This window comes from Bacillus gaemokensis (assembly GCF_001590835.1).
Lineage (GTDB): Bacteria > Bacillota > Bacilli > Bacillales > Bacillaceae_G > Bacillus_A > Bacillus_A gaemokensis.
This window is the reverse complement of the sequence record NZ_LTAQ01000023.1, coordinates 81448-102685: the sequence shown is the minus strand read 5'-3', so window position 1 is coordinate 102685 and position 21238 is coordinate 81448. Positions and strand designations below refer to the sequence as shown.

Sequence of the window (21238 nt, the reverse complement as noted above, 5' to 3'; positions counted from 1 at the left end):
ATTTTCCTAGTTCCTTTATGAATAAAAAAACGAGATTATTATCTTCATAAGATAGTAATCTCGTTTTTGAATATTATGAAACTAGTACTTTATATAGTTACTATTTACCTAGTTTTAATTGCTTATCTTTTACACCGAAAGAGTATTTTAACATTGGTGGTGTAATCATTGTTGTTAAAATAACAACGATAACGATTGCTGTAAAGTAATCTTGTGCTAATAGTCCAGAAGTAAGTCCTTGCCCCGCGATGATAAGCGCGACTTCACCGCGTGAAACCATTCCAGATCCAATGATTGTAGAGGATTGTAAGTCAAATCCAGTCATTCGTGCTCCGAAGCCACAACCAATTAGTTTTGTTAAGACAGCAATTACTGTTAAAGCTAAGATAAACCAAATTTTATCCCCGATACCTGCAAATGTAATATTCATTCCAATACTTACAAAGAAAATTGGGACAAACATTGCATAAGCGATTGGTTCCACTTTCTTTTCTACTTCATGCTTATAATCTGTTTGGGAAATTGCAATACCAGCAGCGAATGCACCGATAATTCCTGCGATTCCTAAAATCTCACCGAAATATGCAAAAGCGAAACAAATGATAAGAGCAGCACTAATAATAGACTCTGATACGCGCAGTGGTGATAACCAACGCATAATCATTGGAACACCTTTCCAACCAATTAAGATAATAGATGCGAAGAAGACAACTTTTTTCAAGATGATCATAGTTAAGCTTACATCAGCTGAACCTAAGAAACTCATAGCAAATGCAAGTAAAATAACGACAAGAATATCATCAAATACAGCAGCACCTAGCATCGTGGTACTTTCACGTGTCTTCATCTTTCCTAAGTCACGAAGTGTTTGTACAGAGATACTAACACTCGTTGCACATAGAAGTAATCCTAAAAAGACTGCATTTGCTTGTTCCATGCCCATAATAAGTCCTGAAACATAACCACCTGCAAATGGAAGAATAATACCTCCCATAGCAACTGCTAAGGATGAATTACGATTTTCATTCAGTTCTTTTAAATCTGTTTCTAGACCAGCCATAAACATAAGGAGAATAACCCCTACCTGACTTAGCTGAGTGAGTAAATCTGAATTGTTGACCCAACCTAATACAGCCGGACCGATTACAATACCGACGATCAATTTTCCGAGTACAGAAGGTTGCCCTAATCTGACACTAATGTCACCAGCGATTTTCGTGCTTAGTAAAATTAACGCAATTTGAAAGAAAAATTCCATCTCATCTCCCCTTTTCATCTTTGTTTTTATTATACGATTTCTCGGAATTTGCTTAATGCAATGATATGTAAAACACATTAAACAAGAGGTCTTTATACAAGTTCTTTTGAACTTGTAATTTGAACCTGTAATTAATATATAATAAATTCCATAAAAAATCAATGTTAAATTAGCAGATTTTCATTGAGGAAATAGCTTTCATTTTGCTGTTTGCATGGGGGGAGTAAGAACCACACCTTACAAAATTCAGAAATAGGTGGGGGGATAACTGCACGTCCAACCTCACTGATGAGAAGCTTTCACTTTATTTTGTATACAATTAGTCTCCAGAAAAAGTTTCTTTATTTCAAATTGGCCTCTGCTTGATAGGTATGGATAATCTCCTTATAACAGATAATAAAATTTAAATGACATCTAGTTAGATGGGTTCATCATAAAAGAAAAATGCCGTATTTCTTCGGATATACTTGCGTGTTTTAAAAAGGAGGATATTACTTTTGAGCACAGTAGAAAATACACTATCTATTTTTGCTTTAGGTGGCGTAAATGAAATAGGTAAAAATATGTATGCAATCCAATATTCGAACGATATTGTGATAATTGATTGCGGTTCTAAGTTTCCAGATGAAAGCTTATTAGGAATTGATTTGATTATCCCTGACATTACATACTTGCAAGAAAATAAGGATAAAATTCGAGGGTTAGTTGTTACACATGGACACGAAGATCATATTGGAGGTATCCCATATCTATTAAAACAATTGAATGTACCAATTTATGCAACAAGATTAACGCTAGGTTTAATTGGAATTAAATTAAAAGAACACGGACTTGAAAATCTAACGCAATTGTTTGTTATTGATTCTGAATCAGCAATTGAATTTGGCTCAATAGATCTGACTTTTTTTAAAACGAACCACAGTATTCCCGACTGCCTTGGTATTGCTTTTCATACACCAGAAGGTACTGTAGTACATACAGGCGACTTCAAATTTGATTTGACTCCTGTAAATAATCAATATCCGGATATTCATAAAATGGCTAAAATCGGAAGTGGTGGCGTTTTAGCTCTGCTCTCTGAAAGTACGAATGCGGAACGTCCTGGATTTACTCCATCAGAACGATCTGTAGGCGAGCGTATTGAAGAAGCGTTTATTAAAGCTCATAGAAAAGTTGTCATCTCGACCTTTGCTTCAAATGTTAACCGTGTACAACAAGTGGTAGATGCAGCTTTAAAAACGAATAGAAAGCTTGCCCTGCTTGGGAGAAGTATGGTAAATGTAGTATCTGTTGCCCTAGAACAAGGTTATTTGAATATCCCTGAAGGAATGTTAATTGAAGCCAATGAAATTAATCGAATGGATCCAGAAAGAGTAACTATTCTTTGCACTGGTAGTCAAGGTGAACCTATGGCTGCGCTATCTCGTTTAGCTAGTGGAAACTATCGACAGGTAGATATCCTGCCTGAAGATACTGTCATTATAGCTGCAACTCCTATACCAGGAAATGAACGTAACGTTTCACGGATTATAGATAATTTATTTCTATTAGGAGCTAATGTTATTTATGGCTCGGGAAGTTCCACTGGAATGCATGTTTCCGGACATGCATATCAAGAAGAATTAAAATTAATGCTCACTTTAATGAAACCTAAATATTTCATTCCTATTCATGGCGAATTTAGAATGTTACATCATCATAGTTTATTAGCGGAGTCCGTTGGTGTTAAGAAAGATAATATTTATATTATTAGTAATGGCGATGTTGTCGATATAAGCAACCAAATTGCTTGTCAGTCTAGACGAATACCTGCAGGGAATATATATGTAGATGGATTGGGTATTGGTGATGTTGGAAACATTATTTTGCGTGATCGCAAACAACTTTCTGAGGATGGTATGCTTGTTGTAGTTATCACTCTTAGTAAAACAGAAGGGAAAATTATTTCTGGTCCAGACACGATTTCTCGTGGATTTGTATATGTTCGCGATTCGGAAGATTTCTTGAATAAAATTAATCAATTAGTTGTAATAACCATTAACAATTTACAAAAAACAAATATTCACCAATGGAGTGTTCTTAAAAGAGAGATAAAAGAAACACTAGGTCAATTTATATACTCACATACAAAAAGAAAGCCAATGATTCTTCCTATCGTAATTGAAGTTTAAAAAGACTGCTTTCATGTAGGAATAAGTAGTAGAATCAACTTAAAGAAAAATTATTAAAGTCTAATTTAAATTCAACATAAATTGGATTGTTTTTTTTTTGATATCTGGTGAGTATTAATCTAAGATTGGATGGATAAAGAGTTAAATAAGACGGAACTAGAGAAAATTATAATTTCTTGTCGAAATAAAAATGGATTCCAAAGAAAAGAACCTTGGAATCCATTTTTATTTGGGATACCGATTATATGGTTATATAATGAAGAATAAAAGAAACAATGTTGATTTCATTTATGAGATGAATGAAATTGAAAGGAAATGAAAAAATATGTTATTCAATCAACGTTTTACCATCGGAGAGATGGCAAAAATGCATAATATCGCAGAGTCAACATTACGATATTATGATGAAAAAGGGATTTTTCATCCGTCAATTGTCGACCCGCAAACAAATTATCGATATTACACAATAGATCAATTTTCACTTTTGGATACAATTAAGTTTTTACGTCAATTAAATATTTCGTTAAAAGAAATAAAGCAGTATATTGATGAAAGAAATCCATCCTATGCTTTAAATTTACTTGAAAAACAACAAGAGATGATGGTAAAAAAGCAAAGGAAAATCGAATATGTATTAGCCAAAATGAAGCACAAAATCGACTTGATGAAAGAAGCTACTGGATCAAAAGCGAATCATGTAATATTTAAAAAATTACCAAAGAGAAAAATTACGGCACTAGCTATTGCACCAAATGTTACAGATGATATGTTTGAGTATTATATACATTCACTCCAAAAAAATATGAAGCAAATAGATGATAGTTTATTTTCAGGAGATCTTGGTGTAACAGTGTCAAAAGAGGGATTACTTCAAAATGAATTTCAGGAGTATAACAGTGTATTTATTCTTCTTGATGATATGCCATTTCAAATTACTACCTCAGATGAAATTAAAGAGGGAGTGTTTGCTTGTTCTTACCACCATGGACCGTATGAAGAAACGGACGGAACTTACAAGGAACTGTTAATGAATATTGAGAAAAAAGGATTTGAAGTGTCAGGAGATGCAATTGAGCTTGCTTTAATTGATTGGTCTGTTACAGAGAATCCAGAAGAGCAAGTAACGGAGATACAAATTCCAGTAGTTAAAAGAAAGTAAATGAGATATGAAAAAATGTATTTTCAATTCTTACTTGACCTTAAAGTAACTTGAAGGTTTAAAATGTGAACAGAGAATTGAAAAGGAGCATTTTGTTATGGAAACAACTGAGAAATTAAGAGAAAAACCAATAAAAAGTTTATTTATATCCTATTTGATACCAGCAGTTCTTGGAATGGTATTAATGTCGGTGAATATTGTAATTGATGCTGTGATGATTAGTCGTGGTGTAGGAGCAAACGGTTTAGCAGGAGTGAACGTCGCTATTCCAGCTTTTTCTATCTTTTTCTCCATTTCATTATGGATTGGAATGGGAGGAGCAACATTATACTCTATTGCCTTAGGAGAAAATAAAATAGAGCGAGCGAGATCTATTTTTACACAATCGATGACAGTAGCAGTCATAATTGTAGGTATTTTAATGGTCGTTTGTTTATGGAGAATAGAAGATTTAGCTTATCTATTTGGAGCAAATGATGTTATTTTACCGTATGCTTTAGATTATTTGTATGTACTATTAACATTTGGCATGATATACGTTTTAGAAAATATTTTAAGCACATTTATTCGGAATGATGGTAATCCGAATTTAGCAATGGCAGGTCTTGTTGTAACAGCGTTATTAAATATCGTATTTGACTATATTTTTATCTTTATATTTGGCTGGGGTGTAACAGGGGCAGCGGCAGCGACTATCCTATCAGCTGCAATTGGTTTTCTCGTTTTATTAAGCCATTTCTTTAGAAAAAGTAGTATTTTAAAATGGACGAAATTTCATTTTGAATGGGAAACTGTTAAACAAATTATGGTAATTGGTTTTCCAAGCTTTACGACAGAAATAACAGTAGCGATTGTAACAATTGGTTTTAACATAGCCTTTATTCAATATGCAGGAGAATTAGGCGTGGCGTCTTATGCGATGGTAAATAGTATACACTCAATGACATTACTATTATTTTTTGGTGTTGGAGCAGCACTACAGCCCATCGCAAGTTTTCATTATGGTGCGAATTTATCTGAAAGATTAAGGGAAGGATTACATTTCGCAGTGAAAATAGCGATTGTCTTAGGATGTGCGGCAATTGTGATCGGTTTATTCTTTGGGAAATATATTATTGGTTTATTTGATGTTCAATCAACAGAATTAATTCAATTAACTGTAACGGGAATTAGCCTCTTCTTTATACAATATGTATTTTTAGGATATAACATTGTTTATGGTGAATATTTCCAATCTGTAAGACAAACGAGAAAATCAGTCTTTATTATTTTGAGTCGTGGTTTAGTATTTATTATTCCGCTGTTATGGATTATGCCAAAGTTACTTGGTGTGAATGGAATTTGGCTTGTCATGCCTGTTGCTGAATTATTAACAGCAATTATCGTATTTGGAATGAATCATGTTTCTCATCCTGTACCAGTACGAAAAATAGAAGAACGTGTAGTGTGATAGAAATCCCCTTAAATATTTAAGGGGATTTCTTATTTTTTAAGCTTATCGTAAAAGAACCATCTGTCTCTTGAACAGAAGCAAATGCAATGTTTTTTATGTTTTCAAATCCCTTTGCTTTTAATTCTTTTCGTAGCCAATTTTCATTTTTATGGATAAGCTTTAAATTATCGTATTGAATCTGTTCATCAACAATGACTACAATAGGTAACCCTGCATATTCAACATCCATATGTATATCTTTCGGAGTAAGAGGGGCAAGTTCCCTTTTGGGTAAAATACTAATTGCCCCATTTGCTTCTAAAATGGCATATTCGATTTCACTTACATTTGGATATCCAGCTACTCTTAGGTTAGAAAGTAACTCTGCAATCGGATATCTACTTTCCTTTAAGTTCTCGAATAGAATATTTCCATGTTTTATGAGCAGCGTCGGATGACCGAGAATAAAACGATTGAGTTTGTTTAGTAAACTAAGTTTTGTAATGAAAAGGTGGAGACATGTAATCACAATCATGCCCATAATGGCTTGCCATGAATTATCTATTTTGATAGCTCCGAAAGCTAAATAGGATAAAAATATGATAGCTCCAAAATCGTGTGGTGTAAGCTGTGCTAATGCTGATTTTCCTAATAGTTTAGTCGCTATAAGAAACAATAAAAAAAAGAACGTTACTGTACATAAAAAAATAATCAATGATTACACCCCTTAATGCAGAGTTCCCATTACAAATTGTGTATACCTTATTCACTATTCCCTTATTTGTTGTAAATATTACTTTTCAAGGGTAATTTAGGGTATCTTGGAAATAAAAGCTATACAAATAATGAGAGGGATATTATGATGGGAAAATAGAAAAAAATAGGAGTATATGTAAATGTTAAAGAAGAAAAAGATTATCAAATATAGTTTGGTTTTGATGATGTTTATAGTAAGTTATATAGGGATTTTACAATATAGCATTTATAAGCATGGTCATATGAAAGCGCCAGATGATGCAGAATACATGATTCTTTTAGGGGCAAAGGTGAAAGGATCAGAGCCTTCCTATTCTTTGCAATATCGTATTGATAAAGCAGCAGAGTATTTAAAAACACACGAGAAAACGATTGTAATTGTGTCTGGTGGTAAAGGAAAAGGTGAAGACATTTCGGAGGCTTTGGCAATGAAAAACGGATTAGTGAAACAACGGATCGCAGAAGAAAGAATTATAATGGAAGATCGTTCTACAAATACAGATGAAAATATTAAATTCTCAAAGTCTCTTATTCCAGTGAATAAGAAAAAGGGAATTATTGTTACGAATGACTTTCATATGTTCCGGGCCAAAAGAATTGCTGAAAAACAAGGGTTAAAGGTAGATGGTCTTTCTGCAAAAACACCAAAGGCAATTACCATTCAGTCTAATGTGCGGGAATATTTTGCGATTACACAATATTGGCTAATGAATCGAATGTAGTGACTAATCTTACAAATATGTCATCTTGTTGAAAGGTAAAGCGATAGTTTCTAAAGGAGTTGCATGACATAATAAAAGTAACAAAAACAACGAAACTTTAGAGGTGAATCGTATGAAAGGCAATAATATTTTATCTTCTCTTTGTTACTTTAGTATTTTTTTCGCACCGTTTCTGCTCCCAATCATCGTTTATTTTATTGCAGAAGATGATGTGAAATATCATGCGAAAAAAGCTTTGTGGACACATATTTTCCCATATGCAATTTTAATTGGTGGTCTGGCACTTTCGGGTGTATTCGGTTTAAGTTTTGGAGAATCAGCAAGTGTTGGAATTGGAATGATTGCAACATATGTAACTTTTGCAGTTGTAGGGATCTATTACTTCATTTGGAATATTGTTAAGGGTGTTAGAGTGTTAAAAACAGCTTAAATGATTGATTTTCTCAAGAATGTAAGAGGACGAATTATTAATAATTCGTCCTCTTTTTTCGTATAGTTCTGAAGGAGATGTTTTGAATGAGGTGAAAAAAGAGAATATTATATAAAATTTTTTAGATGGGCATAAATGTTGTGATATATGAAAAAGATATGTTAATTTTTCAGTAATAAGAAAAAAGGAGGTTTTACTATGAATGAGATGATACATAAAATGGAGCAACATACATCAGTTCGAAAGTATAAACAAGAATCAATTCCAAAGAATATAGCTGAAAGAATGGTACAAGCAGCTCAGCACGCAGCATCATCACATTTTGTTCAGGCATATTCAGTTATGTATATTACAGATGAAACGTTAAAAGCACAATTAGCAGAGTTATCGGGTAATCGTCATGTGAAAGATTGCGCGGCATTTTTTGTTTGCTGTGCAGATTTAAAGCGTTTAGAAATAGCTTGTGAGAAACATGGAACAGAGATTAAGCATGATACAGCAGAGGATTTTATTGTAGCTACAGTAGATGCATCACTGTTTGCACAAAATTTAGCGCTCGCTGCAGAATCACTCGGATATGGCATTTGTTATATTGGTGGGATTCGAAATAATCCAGAACAAGTAAGTGAGTTGCTGCATTTACCAGATAAAGTGTATCCAGTGTTTGGCATGACAGTTGGAGTACCAGATGAAAATCACGCAGTGAAACCGCGATTGCCAGTGGAAGCGATCTTACATGAAAATGTATATGATGAGAATAAGTATGATGAATTATTAGAAGAGTATGATGGAATGACTAATGAATACTATAAAGGAAGACTGACGAATCAAAAGGATGTGACATGGACGGGCTCAATGAGTGCTTTCATGTCAAAAGAGAAGCGACTACATATGAAGGGATTTTTGAGTGAAAAAGGTTTCAATAGAAGATAAAGTATGAACAAATCTGCATTAGCAGGTTTGTTTTTTTATGAAAATATTTCAGAGAATGTTTCCAAATTTAGAAAAAGAAATAGTTTGTGATTTTTTATTAGGATATCATCAGCGTTATTTTGCACGCGAGCTGTTCCGCGTTGAGCCATGGCTTGAGCGATCTGTACATGATGTAAAAGAAACAATCAAACGAAATCCGTTGTCACTTTCTAAAACTTTACATCCAAGGTTTTTAATTGATGATAAGGAGATAACATTTTTAAAAGCTCGTACTTGGCAATATCGTTATGAGGATTTATCAGCAGTTACATTATATCCATCAACTTTTGGGCACCGCATTTATTAATTGATAATCTTATTTCTACTCATATAAAAGTATATTATGAGGTGGAAATTGCATCGTTGTATTCAGATGAAGTACCAAAGGATCTTTTAAGAATTCTACAAGCGATATCAGATGAAACGAGGTTAAAAATGTTAAGAGATTTATCCTTTCAATCTTTTTGTACACAGCAATTAACAGAGCGGTATAGTCTTACAAAATCAACGGTTTCAAATCATTTGAAAATGTTAGAGTCTACGGGCCTTATACAAAAAGAACGAAAAGGTTATTACTATGTTGTCTTAACAAATAAAAGGTTGTTATTAAAAGGATTGGATTGTTATTATAAGCAGGTTAATGAGCATGAGATTCAGCTAGGTTCTATTGATGAGATATCACAGAAGGAAGAAGAGATAAATGTATATGGGATTAGGGTAAAGAGAACATATATCAGATTAGGTAGTAAGGAACATTGGGAAGAGTTACACGAAATGATGTTGTTATTGAAAGAACGAGGAATAAATAAAGGGAAATATAACGATTTTGAAAAAAAGTTTGTGATTGGTGTTGCAATTTTTGTTGTAGTAACGCAAGGACTTCTTTTGATGAAGTATATTTTGTAAGAAAAGCGGCTTATGTAAAGCCGTTTTTCTTATTTTGTTCACTATCGTTCTATAAAAAAATTTTCTAATAATGCAATGAAGATTCTGTGGTCACATAATGTTTGTTACGGGAAGGAAGCATCACACATATTCCTAGCATACAGGAGAAAAAGAAAATCAGTAATGCACTACCAATTATGGTATACCGAATAGAAATAAATTCTGCTAATACCCCGATTATTATGATAAAGAAAATTTGAATTAAGTTTTTTATAGAGTCGAAGGCACTATCGATTCGTCCCATCATTTCAAGCGGAATGTTATTTTGATAGAACGTCAAAAATCCCGTATTTGCAAATGATGAAAAAATGCCAAGTATAATAAATCCACTGGCTGCAACTAGGAATGAATGGGAAACAGCAAAAATAATATAACCGACTGCTGTTAAAATTGTACCAATGCTTATGCTGTATTGGATTGGTATTCGGTTTACAACGAGAGAGACAAGAAATGAACCTAAAACATATGCAAGGCCAGTTATACTAACAAGCATGCTATAGGCTGTTTCCGATTGATGAAGTACTTTCATTATGAAAACCCCTTCTTGTGAATCAAGAGCCATAGAAAGAAGCAGAGTCATTTGGAATAAGGAAAAAATCAGGATAATGTATATTTTCGTTTTTGCAAATAAAAAGATTTGTCTCCAATCATCCTGTAATGTATGTAAAAAAGAATTTGTCTGTTTGAGGGAGGGTTCTCCTTGTAATGTGATGTTTGGAAGAAAATAAATCAATAATGCTGAAATAAGAAAAGAAATGCTATTACAATAAATTACAATCTGTGGTGAATAGACAAACATAAGTGATCCTGCAAGAGCAGGACCTACTAAAACGGCTCCTGTTGCAAAAAAATTATTCCAAGCGTTAAATTGTGCCCGTTCCTCACAAGGAATAAGCATCGTTCGATAAGTAAGGGAGGCAGGGTCAAAGAATGATGCTGCAATGCGAGTAAGGAAGATAAAAAGATAAATGGGCCAAATGGAATGGAAAAATGGAATACAACAAATGAAAATAGCTCGAATGATATCGGTAACAATCATAATGGAACGTTTATTGAGTCGATCGACGATGCTGCCAGACCAAAATTTTGTACAGACGGTAGCAAGTGAAGATACTAACGCTAATCCAGCCACAGCTGCTGGTGAATTCGTATTTTTTAATACCATCGTGGTGAGAGCGATGATATACATGAAATCACCTAAACGAGAAATACCAGTTCCGGACAATAATAATAATTTTGTTTTCATGATAGATCTATTCACCTTTCTTCTATTATTTTTTGAAGGCGAACGGAGATGGCATATTCTTGTTCCGTTTTTGTATGACGTGCTGTTTTATTCTCCCAGCGTAATAAAACTTGTGTAATTTCCCAGGAGAGCTGCTGGAATTCTTCCTCGTTTAAAAATAGGTGGGACTGAATATGACTAGATGGATTGGAATCAGTTAAGTTCTCTGTTTCAGTGATAAAATGAACCGCTTTTGCTTTGTAGTATTTTTCAACAATGCCACGTTTTTCTTTCGTTTCCACTAATTCCAGAAGACCGCCATCATATAGTAACTGCACGTGATAATGAATGCTGCCAGGGGATTTGTTAAGTTTAGTCGCTACTTGTTTTGCGGTGAGAACTTCCTCTTTTAAAATGTGAAGAATTTGAATACGGATTGCATTTGAAATTAACTTTTGTTGTTCGGCAGAAATGGTAAATTGTTGATTGGACATCATAAAACCTCCTCGTTTATTAATCTAAAATAATTGTACATTCTAAATAATTAGTACGTAAATAAAAGAAATTCGCTTTTTTAATACGTTTTTCGACATAGAGCAACCAAAAAAGATAGCATATATATCCTCATGCTACCTTTTTTGGTTCATTGAGTTTTCCACTATAAAAGAGAAAAATCCATATAAGACTAACGAAAATACAACATATGGCTAAAAAGCTACCAATCGTTTGAGGAGAAACCGTTTCTAAAAGCCATCCTGTAATAAACATAGAGAGTTGCATAAGGGATCCGTAAATAGAATAATGAAACGAAAAAACTTTGCCAACCATACTTTCTTTCGTATAGGTTTGTAATAAGGTTGTATCGAGGGGAATAATAATTCCTCCAGCAATTCTCATTCCTAGTAATGTAATTATGCCGATAATAAGTTGATCGGATAGAACGAAGCAGAGAAAGAAAATCCCTTGCCACAAATAAGCCAAGCCAAATGCTTTCTTCATTCTATTTTCGTTTGAACTAATATAGTGGTTTACAAATAGACTACCAATCATAAGACCTGCACCTTGAACAGCATATAGTATACCTATGCCATTATTTCCTACGTGAAAGATGCTTTCTGCATATATTGTTAAAAGCAGTTGGTAAGCACCGCCAATAATGCCCCATGAAATACCGATAAGGATTAAAGTAAGGATAATTTTTTGATTTAAAATATATGTAAAGCCTTCTTTCATATCGGTGAAAAATGCTTTTTTCGTTTTAGCAGCTTCATAAGAAAGAATTTTTGTTTTATAAATGAGTAATGCCGAAATGAAGAAAGAAACACTATTGATGAAAAAAGCGGCTTCCACATTCATCATTTGAGCAGTCATACCACCCAGTGAAGCACCCATGATAGCCATAAAACCATCCATTGTACCAGAAAGAGAGTTTGCAGTTACTAAATGATCTTGTTTTACAATGCTCTTTATAGATGCTTGTTTTGCAGGACTAAATAGGGAAGAAAGGATGGCTAGTAGTATATTAGCGATAAAAATAATTTCAATTTTGTAGAATACTAACAAATATGTAAGAACAATGACTCCTCGTAAAACATCAGCCAAAATCATAATTTTCTTTTTCGAAAAGCGATCTACAATTGCACCAATAAAAGGGCTGAGAAGAAGTTGCGGTACACTTTTGCTCATAAAGGTTAATGCAAGCATGAATGGAGATTGAGTGGCACTATAGACGAATGTTAACAATGCGATAGTGTGAAACCAATCTCCGAGCACACTTAATGTTTGGGCATAAAATAGTTTCTTAAATTCACTGTTATGTTTGAGAAGTTGACGATATGTAAGAGAATGTGATGGCATAAGGAATTAGCTTTCCTTTCGTAAATGGGATTGTGAAAGCTTATTCCATTCTTCTAAAGAAAGTTTCTTTGTAATATGTTTTAGTTTATCAGGAACTTTAAGGAAACTAATAAACTCAATACTATTATGGTCTGGATCTTTAAAATAGACAGAAGCATTTCCTTGATTAGGGCGAACAAAAGGTTCAATCGTATTTCGATTACCAAATGGAACCGGTTCAATATTTCTGTCTTGAAGCCACTGAACAGATGTGTAAAGAAACTCGAAGTCTACTTGAAAAGCAAGATGCCGAAGAGAGGGATGATATGGAGTTTTATATTCTTCTCCTTCCCAAAGCCCGAGCCAACTTTGTTCTTTTACAATCCAAAAGAAGGCAGTATCTTCATATCTTTTATATAGTTTTAATCCCAATGATTCATAGAATGGTATGGATACTTCTAGATTATGAACGGGGAGATGTGCTTCGTATAATCCTTTAATCATAAATAATCCTCCTAGTAATTAAAATGTAGTTCTTATTTATAATTGTATTCTTTATATTTCTAAATGAAATCGATAAAAAGAGTGGAGGTATCTCATACAAAAGTATGAAAAAACAGCTCATCGTGGATGAACTGTTACTGTTTGCATGCCTCGACATCAATGCCGGCAGCAATTAATTTTTTTTCGCCTTCTTGTTCAATAATCTTTTGTAATTTTGATAAGAAAGAGTCAAAGTCTGTATGTTTCGCAACTTGGAATGTCATTTTATGTTCAATTGGAAGCCATGTATCAATGTCAGCTTCGTTATGCTGAATTTTTACTTCCAGTTTATCGAGAGCATTTGCTACTTTCGCCTCGTATGTTTCTTTTGCTTCAAATTCCATCCATAAATCATACAACTCTTCTCCGAGAGAACCGTCTAGTGTATGTTTAATGTTTAAAATTGCTTTTTGTTCATTTTCTTGTTTTTTTAGTTGTAATTCTTCACTATTCATTGTATCAAAAGCGGGAATATCACCAGCCTCTGCTTCTACAAGATCATGAATAATAACCATCTTTAATAGTTTTTCCATATTTACGTTTTTATCTAAATACGGTTGAACCAAAATAGCCATGAGTGACATACGCCAAGTATGTTCGGCAACACTTTCCTGACGCCCGTTTGAGAGCCAACTGTGTCTCATTTCATATTTTAACTTTTCTGCTAGTGCAATGACTTTTAAAATGTTATGTTCCATATAGATCCCCCTCGTATTTCTATAAACTAATCTTAATATAAAAATAGAATGTGTCAATTTAAGTTGATTTGACGGATAATTTAGAAATATTGTAAAATATTTTTATAATATTTTTTATTTTTACAAAAGACAGGGAGAATATAAAAATTGCAAAATGGTGAGAAGGGCGGGAATACCATGTATCAACAAACGGCAATTCATGTACTAAGTCTTTTGAAAAATATAGCAAATGAAATAAGGAACCTTCGGAAAGTACAAGAAGAATGTAGAAAAATAGAGAAGCAATTCCATGTAACATATGATGAGTTAATGGATTTATATAATAAAATGGTAGCCTTTCAAAGAGATATTGAAAAAATGGGCGGGATATTAGCATATGTACAATCGCAAATTATGTGGTTAAAATCAGAATTGGAATTATTATATGCTACGTATCAGTTTTGTCAGCGCTATGATTTAAATATTGCGGATACTTCGGAGGCGATTAGTAAAGAGAACTTACAATTGTTTCCGAAAACGGAAAGTCAATTGCAGAATACGTATTATAAATTAAAAAAACAAGAATTACCATTTGAAAATATAAAAAAAGGGAAGCCTGGGCGTAAGAGAAAACATGGATTAGAAAATGATGTTGATGAAAATCGGAATGATACAAAGGAAATAGTAACTCATCTTGAAAATACAGAAACCAATTTAGTTACTATGTTATCAGGGATTGTCGATAATTTTGAAACAATCGGTGTACAAGGAGAAAAACAAGAACTATATCAATTTATGGAGGGGATATATAAGCTTTCTAGTATGGCAGCTGGGCGTGCAAAGGAAAATTCTAAACAAGACGTGCAGCAAGAAATTCAAAATCTTCGTGCGGAAAATGAGAAATTGAAATATGAAAAGGAAGAACTTCTTACTAGTATGAATGAAATGACGAAGCAAATGACTGGTTTTATTGAAAGCTCTGATATTGAACAAATAAGGACATTACCGTCTTTTGTGAATGTATGTAAACAATATTTGGATCAGCATAACAAAATGGATAGAAGAGAACAAATGATGTCTATGAAATAAAGGAAGTAATTTTCTATGGGTTTTTAAGAAGCTAATAGAAAATTACTCTTTTTATTTTCATGTTAAAATTAAAAAAGTAGAAATAGAAGGATGCAAGTTAAGGAGGGAAATTCCTATGAAGCAACAATTACATCCGCGTGTTGGAGTTGGAGCGTTTATTTTAAATGAACGAAATGAATTACTTCTGGTGCTACGGAAAAAAGCACCGGAAAAAGGACACTGGAGTTTACCTGGTGGAAAAGTAGAATGGATGGAAACGGTAGAAGACACAGTAGTGAGGGAAATTCAAGAAGAAGTAGGATTAGAGATTGAAATTATATCGTTATTATGTGTAACGAATCATATTTTAAGTGAAGAGGATGCACATTGGATATGTCCAACCTATATTGCAAAAGTAAAAAATGGAAGAGCGGAAAATCTGGAAAAACATGCGATTGATGAAATTGGATGGTTTTCATTAGAGTGTCTTCCTTCCCCATTGGCATTAACTTTACAAAATGCTTTGAAAGAATACAAAAAAAGTGGAACTGGTATTTTTAATCCGGTAAACGCTTTACGGATTTAGCGCTACTGTATATGATTGAAATGTTTTATGTCATAGCCTGTAATAGAGTGAAAGAAAGTCTCTCTATTACAGGCTTATTTTTTATAGAGAAAGGAATGAATTGCTCTCTCCTAGAAGAAGGTGTAGATTTGTGATAATGTGGAAAAGGTGACTCAATAGACCGCAATTAACGACCAAATAGAGTCACTTCTTTCTTTTAAAAAAACATTTTTTTTACATATTTATTTTATGATAATTGAAAAAGCACTGTATACCAATAAAACTGCCATAATGATATTAAACTGTTTTCTGTATTGTAATAAGAGTTTTTGAAAAATCGAACCAAATAGACTCCAACTAAATGTACTCATTACACCAACCATTCCTAAAAATAATGAAAAAAGAAGATAGCTGAAATATGAATTGTAATAGGGAAGAATGAAGGTTGCTACTACTGTAATTCCAAAAAGAATACCTTTTGGATTAATAAATTGTAACAAGATACCTATTAAGAAAAAGTTTCTATTCCCTTTATCATTACCATCGTCATTATCTTTACTGGTAAATATTTTAAAAGCTAAATATAACATATAACCTACACCAAAAACGGTCAAAGGAAATTCAATTACTGGCATAGCACTTGTAAGTATGATGTTAAAAAAACTACACAATAATGTAATAACAAAAAATCCGACACCTACTCCTAAACAAAATGTAATTGTTTTTTTCAATCCATGGTTATTCGCAAACGTCATTGCCATGATATTGTTGGGACCTGGAGTAAAACTAGTAATAAAAACAAATAACAAAAATGAAAACAAAGGCATTTTTGAACCTCCTTTTCATAATGTATGTTATAATGTCCAAAATGAACAATATAACGTTGTGCTTTTTATTATACATAATGGTCGTTATATTGTAAATGGTATAGGAGTGAGTTTATGGAGGAAATTCATCTTATTCTTGCAAGAAATTTAAAAGCGATTAGAGAGAAGGAAAAATTAAGTTTGGAAAAGGTCTCTCAATTAAGTGGAGTAAGCAAAACGATGATAGGACAAATCGAAAGGGGAGAGTCAAGTCCAACCCTTACAACAATTTGGAAAATAGCAAATGGCTTAAAGATTTCCTTTACTTCCCTCATCAATAATCCGCAGCCTGATACGAAAGTTGTGTTAAGAAATGAAATTCAGGTATTATCTGAAGACAATGGAAGGTATAGAGTATATCCTTCTTTTCCCTTCCAAGAAGATAGGCGCTTTGAAGTTTACTCTGTTGAAATTGAAAAAGAAGGGAGGTTAAGTTCTAATTCTCATAGAGAGGGAGCTGAGGAATTTATTACTGTTTTTGATGGAGAAGTAACGATTCAAGTCAGTGAATCTCAATATAAATTAAAAAGTGGTGATTCAATCAGGTTTAGGGCTGATAGGCCTCACATATATTATAATTCTGGAGAAACATTAACTCGATTAAGTATGACAATACATTATCCAAACTAACAAATCTTTTACAGATTCGAGTTTAATTAGCGATAATTAAACAACTCAAAAGAGTTATACTCCCATTCAGAGGTAGTATGACTCTTTGTTTTTTATCAATATTAAATAAATTTTTCATCTCTATCCAAAAGATAGTTTTTTGGTAATTAAATTAAAATTCGGAATTTTATTGACTATCCATATTTTTCTTTTTATATTAGTAGGTATAACAATAACTACTAAAGGGGTGGGAACATGACAGAAGCATTGTTTTTGCAGGATGCGTACAGGAAAAGCTGCCAAACAAAGGTAACGAAAGTTGATGGGGATAGAGTATTTGTGAAGGAAACGATTTTTTATCCAACTGGCGGAGGACAAGAGTGTGATACAGGTGTAATTACACAAGGTGAGTATACGTTTGAAGTTGTAAAAGTAAAGAAAGAACAAGGAGAAATTGTTCACTATGTGAAAGATGGAGCGCGTCTCAAGGTTGGGCCGGTTCAGTTAGAAATTGATTGGGAACGTCGTCATAACTTAATGCGTCACCATTCATTGCTACATCTTATTGGTGCAGTAGTATATGAAAAATACGGTGCATTATGTACAGGGAATCAAATCTATCCTGATAAGGCACGTATTGACTTTAACGAATTACAGGAGCTAACGAGTGAACAAGTTGCTGAAATTGAAGCAGAGACGAATCAATTGATCCAGAAAGACAAAGAAATTTCCACTAAAATGATAAGCCGCGAAGAAGCAGAAAAAGCCGCAGGAATGATTAAAACAGCAATCAATCTTCTACCACCTACTATCCAAGAAATTCGCATTGTAACGATTCAAGATATCGATGAGCAAGCATGCGGAGGGACACATGTTAAAAATACAAATGAAATTGGCTCTCTTGTTATCGATAAAGTGAAAAGCAAGGGAAAGCAAAATCGTCGTTTTGAAGTACGGGCTGTTCAATAAATATAAATAATGGATTCATAGTGAAGTGAGGGATTGCAATGGATGAAGTCATGAAGGAACTACAGAAATTAGGTTTTTCTCAATATGAGTGCAAAGCATATATTGGTTTATTAAAGCATTATCCAGCAACCGGTTATGAAATAAGTAAACAAACTGGTGTACCACGGTCCATGATTTATGAAGTATTAGGTAAATTGATGGATAAGGGGGCAGTACATTTAGTACCTTCAGAACCAGTTAAATATGTTCCAGTGTCTGCAACTGAATTAGTGAACCGAATGAGAAAGGATTTTGAAAAATCATTTGATTTCCTTGATCAAAAGTTAAATTGTTTAGAGCAAGAACGCCAAGTAGATGTAATCTCTCATATTCGCACTGATGAACGCATTTTGAAAGAAATTCGTAATATTATTGAAAGAGCTGAAGAAGAACTATGGATTTCTGTGTGGGAACAGCAAGTGATTGAGCTGGAGGCGCTTATTCAAAGCAAAGAGCGAGAAGGTGTACATATATTCTCTATTCTTTTTGGTGCGCCTCATACGAATATTGGCACGACGTTTCATCATAATTATATGACGCCAGATGTTGTGAAAGAGCGGATGGGTGGGCATTTAACCGTGGTTGCACGAGACGGGAAAGAAGTGCTGATTGCTAACTTTTCAGATAATAGTACCTCATGGGCTGTAACAACGTACGATCCGGCACTAGTTCTTGTCGCAACAGAATATGTCCGGCATGACATTATGGTCGAAGAAATTACACAAGAGTTCGGTCCTGATAAGTTAGACGCACTATGGCGTGGGAATACAGACTTGGTTCATGTTGTAACGGGGAAACGGTTTGTGCAAGAAAAGGAGGAAGATTAATGGATAGGGCTGAGGCACGGGTAACGATACAAGCTGACGATACATTTAGGCAAGGTATAAAAGACTGTTTGCCGACTGTTCTCGGTTATTTAAGTATCGGTATTGCCGCCGGTGTAATTGAAAAAACAGCTGGATTTTCATTGGCGGAAATTGCTCTTATGTCTACTTTGATTTATGCAGGTTCCTCACAATTTATACTGGCTGGTATGTTCGCCGCCGGGGCACCTACTTCTACAATTATTTTTACTGTATTTTTTGTGAATTTACGTCATTTGTTAATGAGTGCTGCGCTTGCACCTTATTTAACGAAAGTTCCTTTTTTGAAAAATATGATTATCGGTTCACAAATTACAGATGAGACATTTGGTCTTGCAGTGCAGCAAGCTTCGAAACAACAATATTTAAGTGAGAGGTGGATGCTCGGTTTAAATGTAACAGGATATTTAAACTGGATTATTGCAAATGTCATCGGTGGTATTTTTGGAGAGTGGATACCAGATCCCCATACATACGGTATGGATTATGCATTACCTGCTATGTTTATTGGATTGTTTGTTCTTCAATTAATAAGCAGTCATCCGAAATTGGCAATTCATTTAAGCGTTGCTATTGTAGCGATTGTTATTGCATACGGTACACACTTTTTTGTACCAGCCAGCGTAGCAGTTATTATAGCAACACTTGTAGCAGCAACAATTGGGGTGGTGATTGAGAAATGGAAGTAAGGTTAGATGTGTTATTACTTCTAATTGGAGCAGGTGTAGTTACTTTAATTCCGCGTCTATTACCTCTCATTGTATTTAGTAAAATACAAATTCCAGATTGGGGATTAAAATGGTTAAGTTATATACCAATTGCTATATTGGCGGCACTTCTTGCACAAGTGTTATTTATGCATGAAAAGATGCAATGGGATTATTTGATTGCGGCAATACCGACATTCCTTGTTGCCATCTATACACGTAGTTTACTAGGAACGGTGTTAACGGGAGTGATTGTGATTATTTTGTTACGATTGTTCTTATAACAAGGATTCCTCTCATATTATATCGAAAAGTGTAATATCATGAATGAAAAATAGGGGTGGTGTTATGATTCTTTTAACAATAGGTTTTATCTTGTTTACATTGTTTATTTTCTTCATTATTGGTTTGATTACTTTTACAATGCTTGTTAATAAAGCAACGCCGCAAATCTATTACACACCTTGTGACTCCGTAACAATGCAGTCTCATAAAGATAAACATAGAAGGAAGAAAAGTTGAATGTAGGCTTTTCTTCCTTCCATGTTTATTTGATTATTCTGTATTACTCCTCTAGTATTTTCCCGATACTTTCATCACAGCAAATCGTATCTTTCGCAATCTGGATGGTTCTCGCGTACGCATTGTATCTTTTCATTCCGCTTTGGTGTTGATTTAAAACAAAGTTATACTGTTTATAAAAAAGTCGTACCGTTTTGAAGAAAGTTAAACCGTTTATAAAAATGAGAGTTAATGTTAAGATTACAAGAAACAGAACGAAAGTAAGAAAAATGAATGTGAATGACATATAAAAACTCCTCTAATACATGATTTCCAGCAGGTTCTCTAGAAGAAATGAGTCTATTCTATTATACGCTCGTTTAGTAGATTGGTCGTTATATTTTGTAGTATATGAATTTAAATATCCATGTTCACCAGGAAGCTGCTCAATTTGTAGTAGTAGACTGTAGTGATTTTGTAGTTCTGTAATAAGAGAAGATACTGAAAAACTCGTTTCCGATTCTGGAAAAATCAAAAGGGTAGGGCATGTAGGGGTAATTTGTAAATAATCTCGTATACGGGATCCGTAGCAGCCAATAACAAAATTAACTTTGAGATTGTTACTGCATAGCCATGCAATCGTTGCGCCAATGCTGAATCCGATGAGTCCTATATACGCGTAATCTTTTGAAAGCATTGTCACCATTTCTTCAATTTGTTCTCTACCACACTGAAATCCAATGTTTTTCATAAAGTGGGAATACGCTTTTTGTTCCTCATTATAATGAAAAGGAGCATCTAGCTGTAAAAGATTCGGGCAGAAGACATCGATCTGTGATGAAGAAAACCTGGAGATTACATCCTGCATATGCTCATTTACGCTGTATACTTCGTGAACAACAATTAGAGCTACTTTGTTCTTCAT

General features: G+C 33.8%; 26 protein-coding genes. 16 read left to right on the top strand and 10 right to left on the bottom strand.

Annotated elements, in window-relative coordinates:
* Nucleotides 1–100 precede the first annotated feature (100 nt).
* Nucleotides 101–1258: a cation:proton antiporter gene (locus tag AZF08_RS17490; protein ID WP_033674076.1), complete on the bottom strand. Its 1158-nt coding sequence runs from the start codon at nt 1256–1258 to the stop codon at nt 101–103.
* 497 nt (nt 1259–1755) lie between these two features.
* On the opposite strand from AZF08_RS17490, the gene AZF08_RS17485 reads away from it, so the two are divergent.
* The 3 genes from AZF08_RS17485 (at nt 1756) to AZF08_RS17475 (ending at nt 6038) form a co-directional block, all read left to right on the top strand.
* On the top strand, nt 1756–3429 hold the full coding sequence (locus AZF08_RS17485) for a ribonuclease J (protein ID WP_033674075.1): 1674 nt from the start codon (nt 1756–1758) through the stop codon (nt 3427–3429).
* A 325-nt stretch (nt 3430–3754) separates the two neighbouring features.
* Nucleotides 3755–4588 (top strand): MerR family transcriptional regulator, encoded by an 834-nt coding sequence (locus AZF08_RS17480; RefSeq protein WP_033674074.1) that lies wholly within the window; start codon nt 3755–3757, stop codon nt 4586–4588.
* Between the two features lie 97 nt (nt 4589–4685).
* On the top strand, nt 4686–6038 hold the full coding sequence (locus AZF08_RS17475) for an MATE family efflux transporter (protein ID WP_033674073.1): 1353 nt from the start codon (nt 4686–4688) through the stop codon (nt 6036–6038).
* Between the two features lie 19 nt (nt 6039–6057).
* Here the strand turns inward: AZF08_RS17475 and AZF08_RS17470 are convergent, their stop codons facing one another.
* Nucleotides 6058–6735: a DUF421 domain-containing protein gene (locus AZF08_RS17470; RefSeq protein WP_033674072.1), complete on the bottom strand. Its 678-nt coding sequence runs from the start codon at nt 6733–6735 to the stop codon at nt 6058–6060.
* A gap of 181 nt (nt 6736–6916) precedes the next feature.
* On the opposite strand from AZF08_RS17470, the gene AZF08_RS17465 reads away from it, so the two are divergent.
* The 5 genes from AZF08_RS17465 (at nt 6917) to AZF08_RS31360 (ending at nt 9806) form a co-directional block, all read left to right on the top strand.
* Nucleotides 6917–7498 carry a YdcF family protein gene (locus AZF08_RS17465; RefSeq protein WP_033674071.1) on the top strand — a complete coding sequence of 194 codons (582 nt, stop codon included), beginning with the start codon at nt 6917–6919 and terminating at the stop codon, nt 7496–7498.
* A 112-nt stretch (nt 7499–7610) separates the two neighbouring features.
* Nucleotides 7611–7928 carry a DUF4870 domain-containing protein gene (locus AZF08_RS17460; RefSeq protein WP_033674070.1) on the top strand — a complete coding sequence of 106 codons (318 nt, stop codon included), beginning with the start codon at nt 7611–7613 and terminating at the stop codon, nt 7926–7928.
* Between the two features lie 198 nt (nt 7929–8126).
* Complete coding sequence (gene nfsA / locus AZF08_RS17455) at nt 8127–8861, top strand: oxygen-insensitive NADPH nitroreductase (protein ID WP_033674069.1); 735 nt, start codon at nt 8127–8129, stop codon at nt 8859–8861.
* 37 nt (nt 8862–8898) lie between these two features.
* A complete protein-coding gene (locus AZF08_RS31365; RefSeq protein WP_235190034.1) occupies nt 8899–9207 on the top strand; it encodes a hypothetical protein in 309 nt (102 codons plus the stop codon).
* Between the two features lie 56 nt (nt 9208–9263).
* The gene (locus AZF08_RS31360) at nt 9264–9806 is read left to right on the top strand and encodes an ArsR/SmtB family transcription factor (RefSeq protein WP_235190033.1); all 543 of its coding nucleotides are present in this window, start codon (nt 9264–9266) and stop codon (nt 9804–9806) included.
* Between the two features lie 64 nt (nt 9807–9870).
* On the opposite strand, the gene AZF08_RS17445 is transcribed toward AZF08_RS31360, so the two are convergent.
* The 5 genes from AZF08_RS17445 to AZF08_RS17425 all read right to left on the bottom strand — a co-directional run bounded on the left by AZF08_RS17445 (nt 9871) and on the right by AZF08_RS17425 (nt 14147).
* A complete protein-coding gene (locus tag AZF08_RS17445; RefSeq protein ID WP_033674068.1) occupies nt 9871–11091 on the bottom strand; it encodes an MFS transporter in 1221 nt (406 codons plus the stop codon).
* Nucleotides 11092–11102: 11 nt separating this feature from the next.
* Nucleotides 11103–11564: an ArsR/SmtB family transcription factor gene (locus tag AZF08_RS17440; RefSeq protein ID WP_033674067.1), complete on the bottom strand. Its 462-nt coding sequence runs from the start codon at nt 11562–11564 to the stop codon at nt 11103–11105.
* A gap of 130 nt (nt 11565–11694) precedes the next feature.
* On the bottom strand, nt 11695–12927 hold the full coding sequence (locus tag AZF08_RS17435) for an MFS transporter (RefSeq protein ID WP_033674066.1): 1233 nt from the start codon (nt 12925–12927) through the stop codon (nt 11695–11697).
* 6 nt (nt 12928–12933) lie between these two features.
* Complete coding sequence (locus AZF08_RS17430; protein WP_033674065.1) at nt 12934–13410, bottom strand: VOC family protein; 477 nt, start codon at nt 13408–13410, stop codon at nt 12934–12936.
* Between the two features lie 134 nt (nt 13411–13544).
* Nucleotides 13545–14147 (bottom strand): HD domain-containing protein, encoded by a 603-nt coding sequence (locus tag AZF08_RS17425; RefSeq protein ID WP_033674064.1) that lies wholly within the window; start codon nt 14145–14147, stop codon nt 13545–13547.
* Between the two features lie 177 nt (nt 14148–14324).
* On the opposite strand from AZF08_RS17425, the gene AZF08_RS17420 reads away from it, so the two are divergent.
* Entirely contained in the window at nt 14325–15215 is an 891-nt protein-coding gene (locus AZF08_RS17420) for a DNA-binding domain-containing protein (protein ID WP_033674158.1), read from the top strand.
* A 115-nt stretch (nt 15216–15330) separates the two neighbouring features.
* Complete coding sequence (locus AZF08_RS17415) at nt 15331–15780, top strand: NUDIX domain-containing protein (protein ID WP_051725695.1); 450 nt, start codon at nt 15331–15333, stop codon at nt 15778–15780.
* A gap of 221 nt (nt 15781–16001) precedes the next feature.
* Here the strand turns inward: AZF08_RS17415 and AZF08_RS17410 are convergent, their stop codons facing one another.
* On the bottom strand, nt 16002–16586 hold the full coding sequence (locus AZF08_RS17410) for a LysE family transporter (protein ID WP_033674063.1): 585 nt from the start codon (nt 16584–16586) through the stop codon (nt 16002–16004).
* Nucleotides 16587–16700: 114 nt separating this feature from the next.
* On the opposite strand from AZF08_RS17410, the gene AZF08_RS17405 reads away from it, so the two are divergent.
* The 6 genes from AZF08_RS17405 to AZF08_RS17380 all read left to right on the top strand — a co-directional run bounded on the left by AZF08_RS17405 (nt 16701) and on the right by AZF08_RS17380 (nt 20334).
* Nucleotides 16701–17255, top strand: coding sequence for a helix-turn-helix domain-containing protein (locus tag AZF08_RS17405; protein WP_033674062.1), 555 nt, complete (start codon nt 16701–16703; stop codon nt 17253–17255).
* 234 nt (nt 17256–17489) lie between these two features.
* Nucleotides 17490–18203 carry an alanyl-tRNA editing protein gene (locus tag AZF08_RS17400; protein WP_033674061.1) on the top strand — a complete coding sequence of 238 codons (714 nt, stop codon included), beginning with the start codon at nt 17490–17492 and terminating at the stop codon, nt 18201–18203.
* Nucleotides 18204–18241: 38 nt separating this feature from the next.
* Nucleotides 18242–19069: a TrmB family transcriptional regulator gene (locus AZF08_RS17395; protein WP_033674060.1), complete on the top strand. Its 828-nt coding sequence runs from the start codon at nt 18242–18244 to the stop codon at nt 19067–19069.
* On the top strand, nt 19069–19794 hold the full coding sequence (locus AZF08_RS17390; RefSeq protein ID WP_033674059.1) for an AzlC family ABC transporter permease: 726 nt from the start codon (nt 19069–19071) through the stop codon (nt 19792–19794). The genes AZF08_RS17395 and AZF08_RS17390 overlap by 1 nt, the downstream gene beginning before the upstream one ends.
* Nucleotides 19785–20096 (top strand): AzlD domain-containing protein, encoded by a 312-nt coding sequence (locus tag AZF08_RS17385; protein ID WP_033674058.1) that lies wholly within the window; start codon nt 19785–19787, stop codon nt 20094–20096. Before AZF08_RS17390 ends, AZF08_RS17385 begins: the two co-directional genes overlap by 10 nt.
* 64 nt (nt 20097–20160) lie before the next feature.
* Nucleotides 20161–20334, top strand: coding sequence for a DUF3951 domain-containing protein (locus AZF08_RS17380; protein ID WP_063177327.1), 174 nt, complete (start codon nt 20161–20163; stop codon nt 20332–20334).
* Nucleotides 20335–20377: 43 nt separating this feature from the next.
* On the opposite strand, the gene AZF08_RS30520 is transcribed toward AZF08_RS17380, so the two are convergent.
* Both AZF08_RS30520 and AZF08_RS17370 read right to left on the bottom strand, forming a co-directional pair.
* Nucleotides 20378–20620 (bottom strand): hypothetical protein, encoded by a 243-nt coding sequence (locus tag AZF08_RS30520; protein ID WP_033674057.1) that lies wholly within the window; start codon nt 20618–20620, stop codon nt 20378–20380.
* Nucleotides 20621–20632: 12 nt separating this feature from the next.
* Nucleotides 20633–21238, bottom strand: coding sequence for a dienelactone hydrolase family protein (locus tag AZF08_RS17370; protein WP_033674056.1), 606 nt, complete (start codon nt 21236–21238; stop codon nt 20633–20635).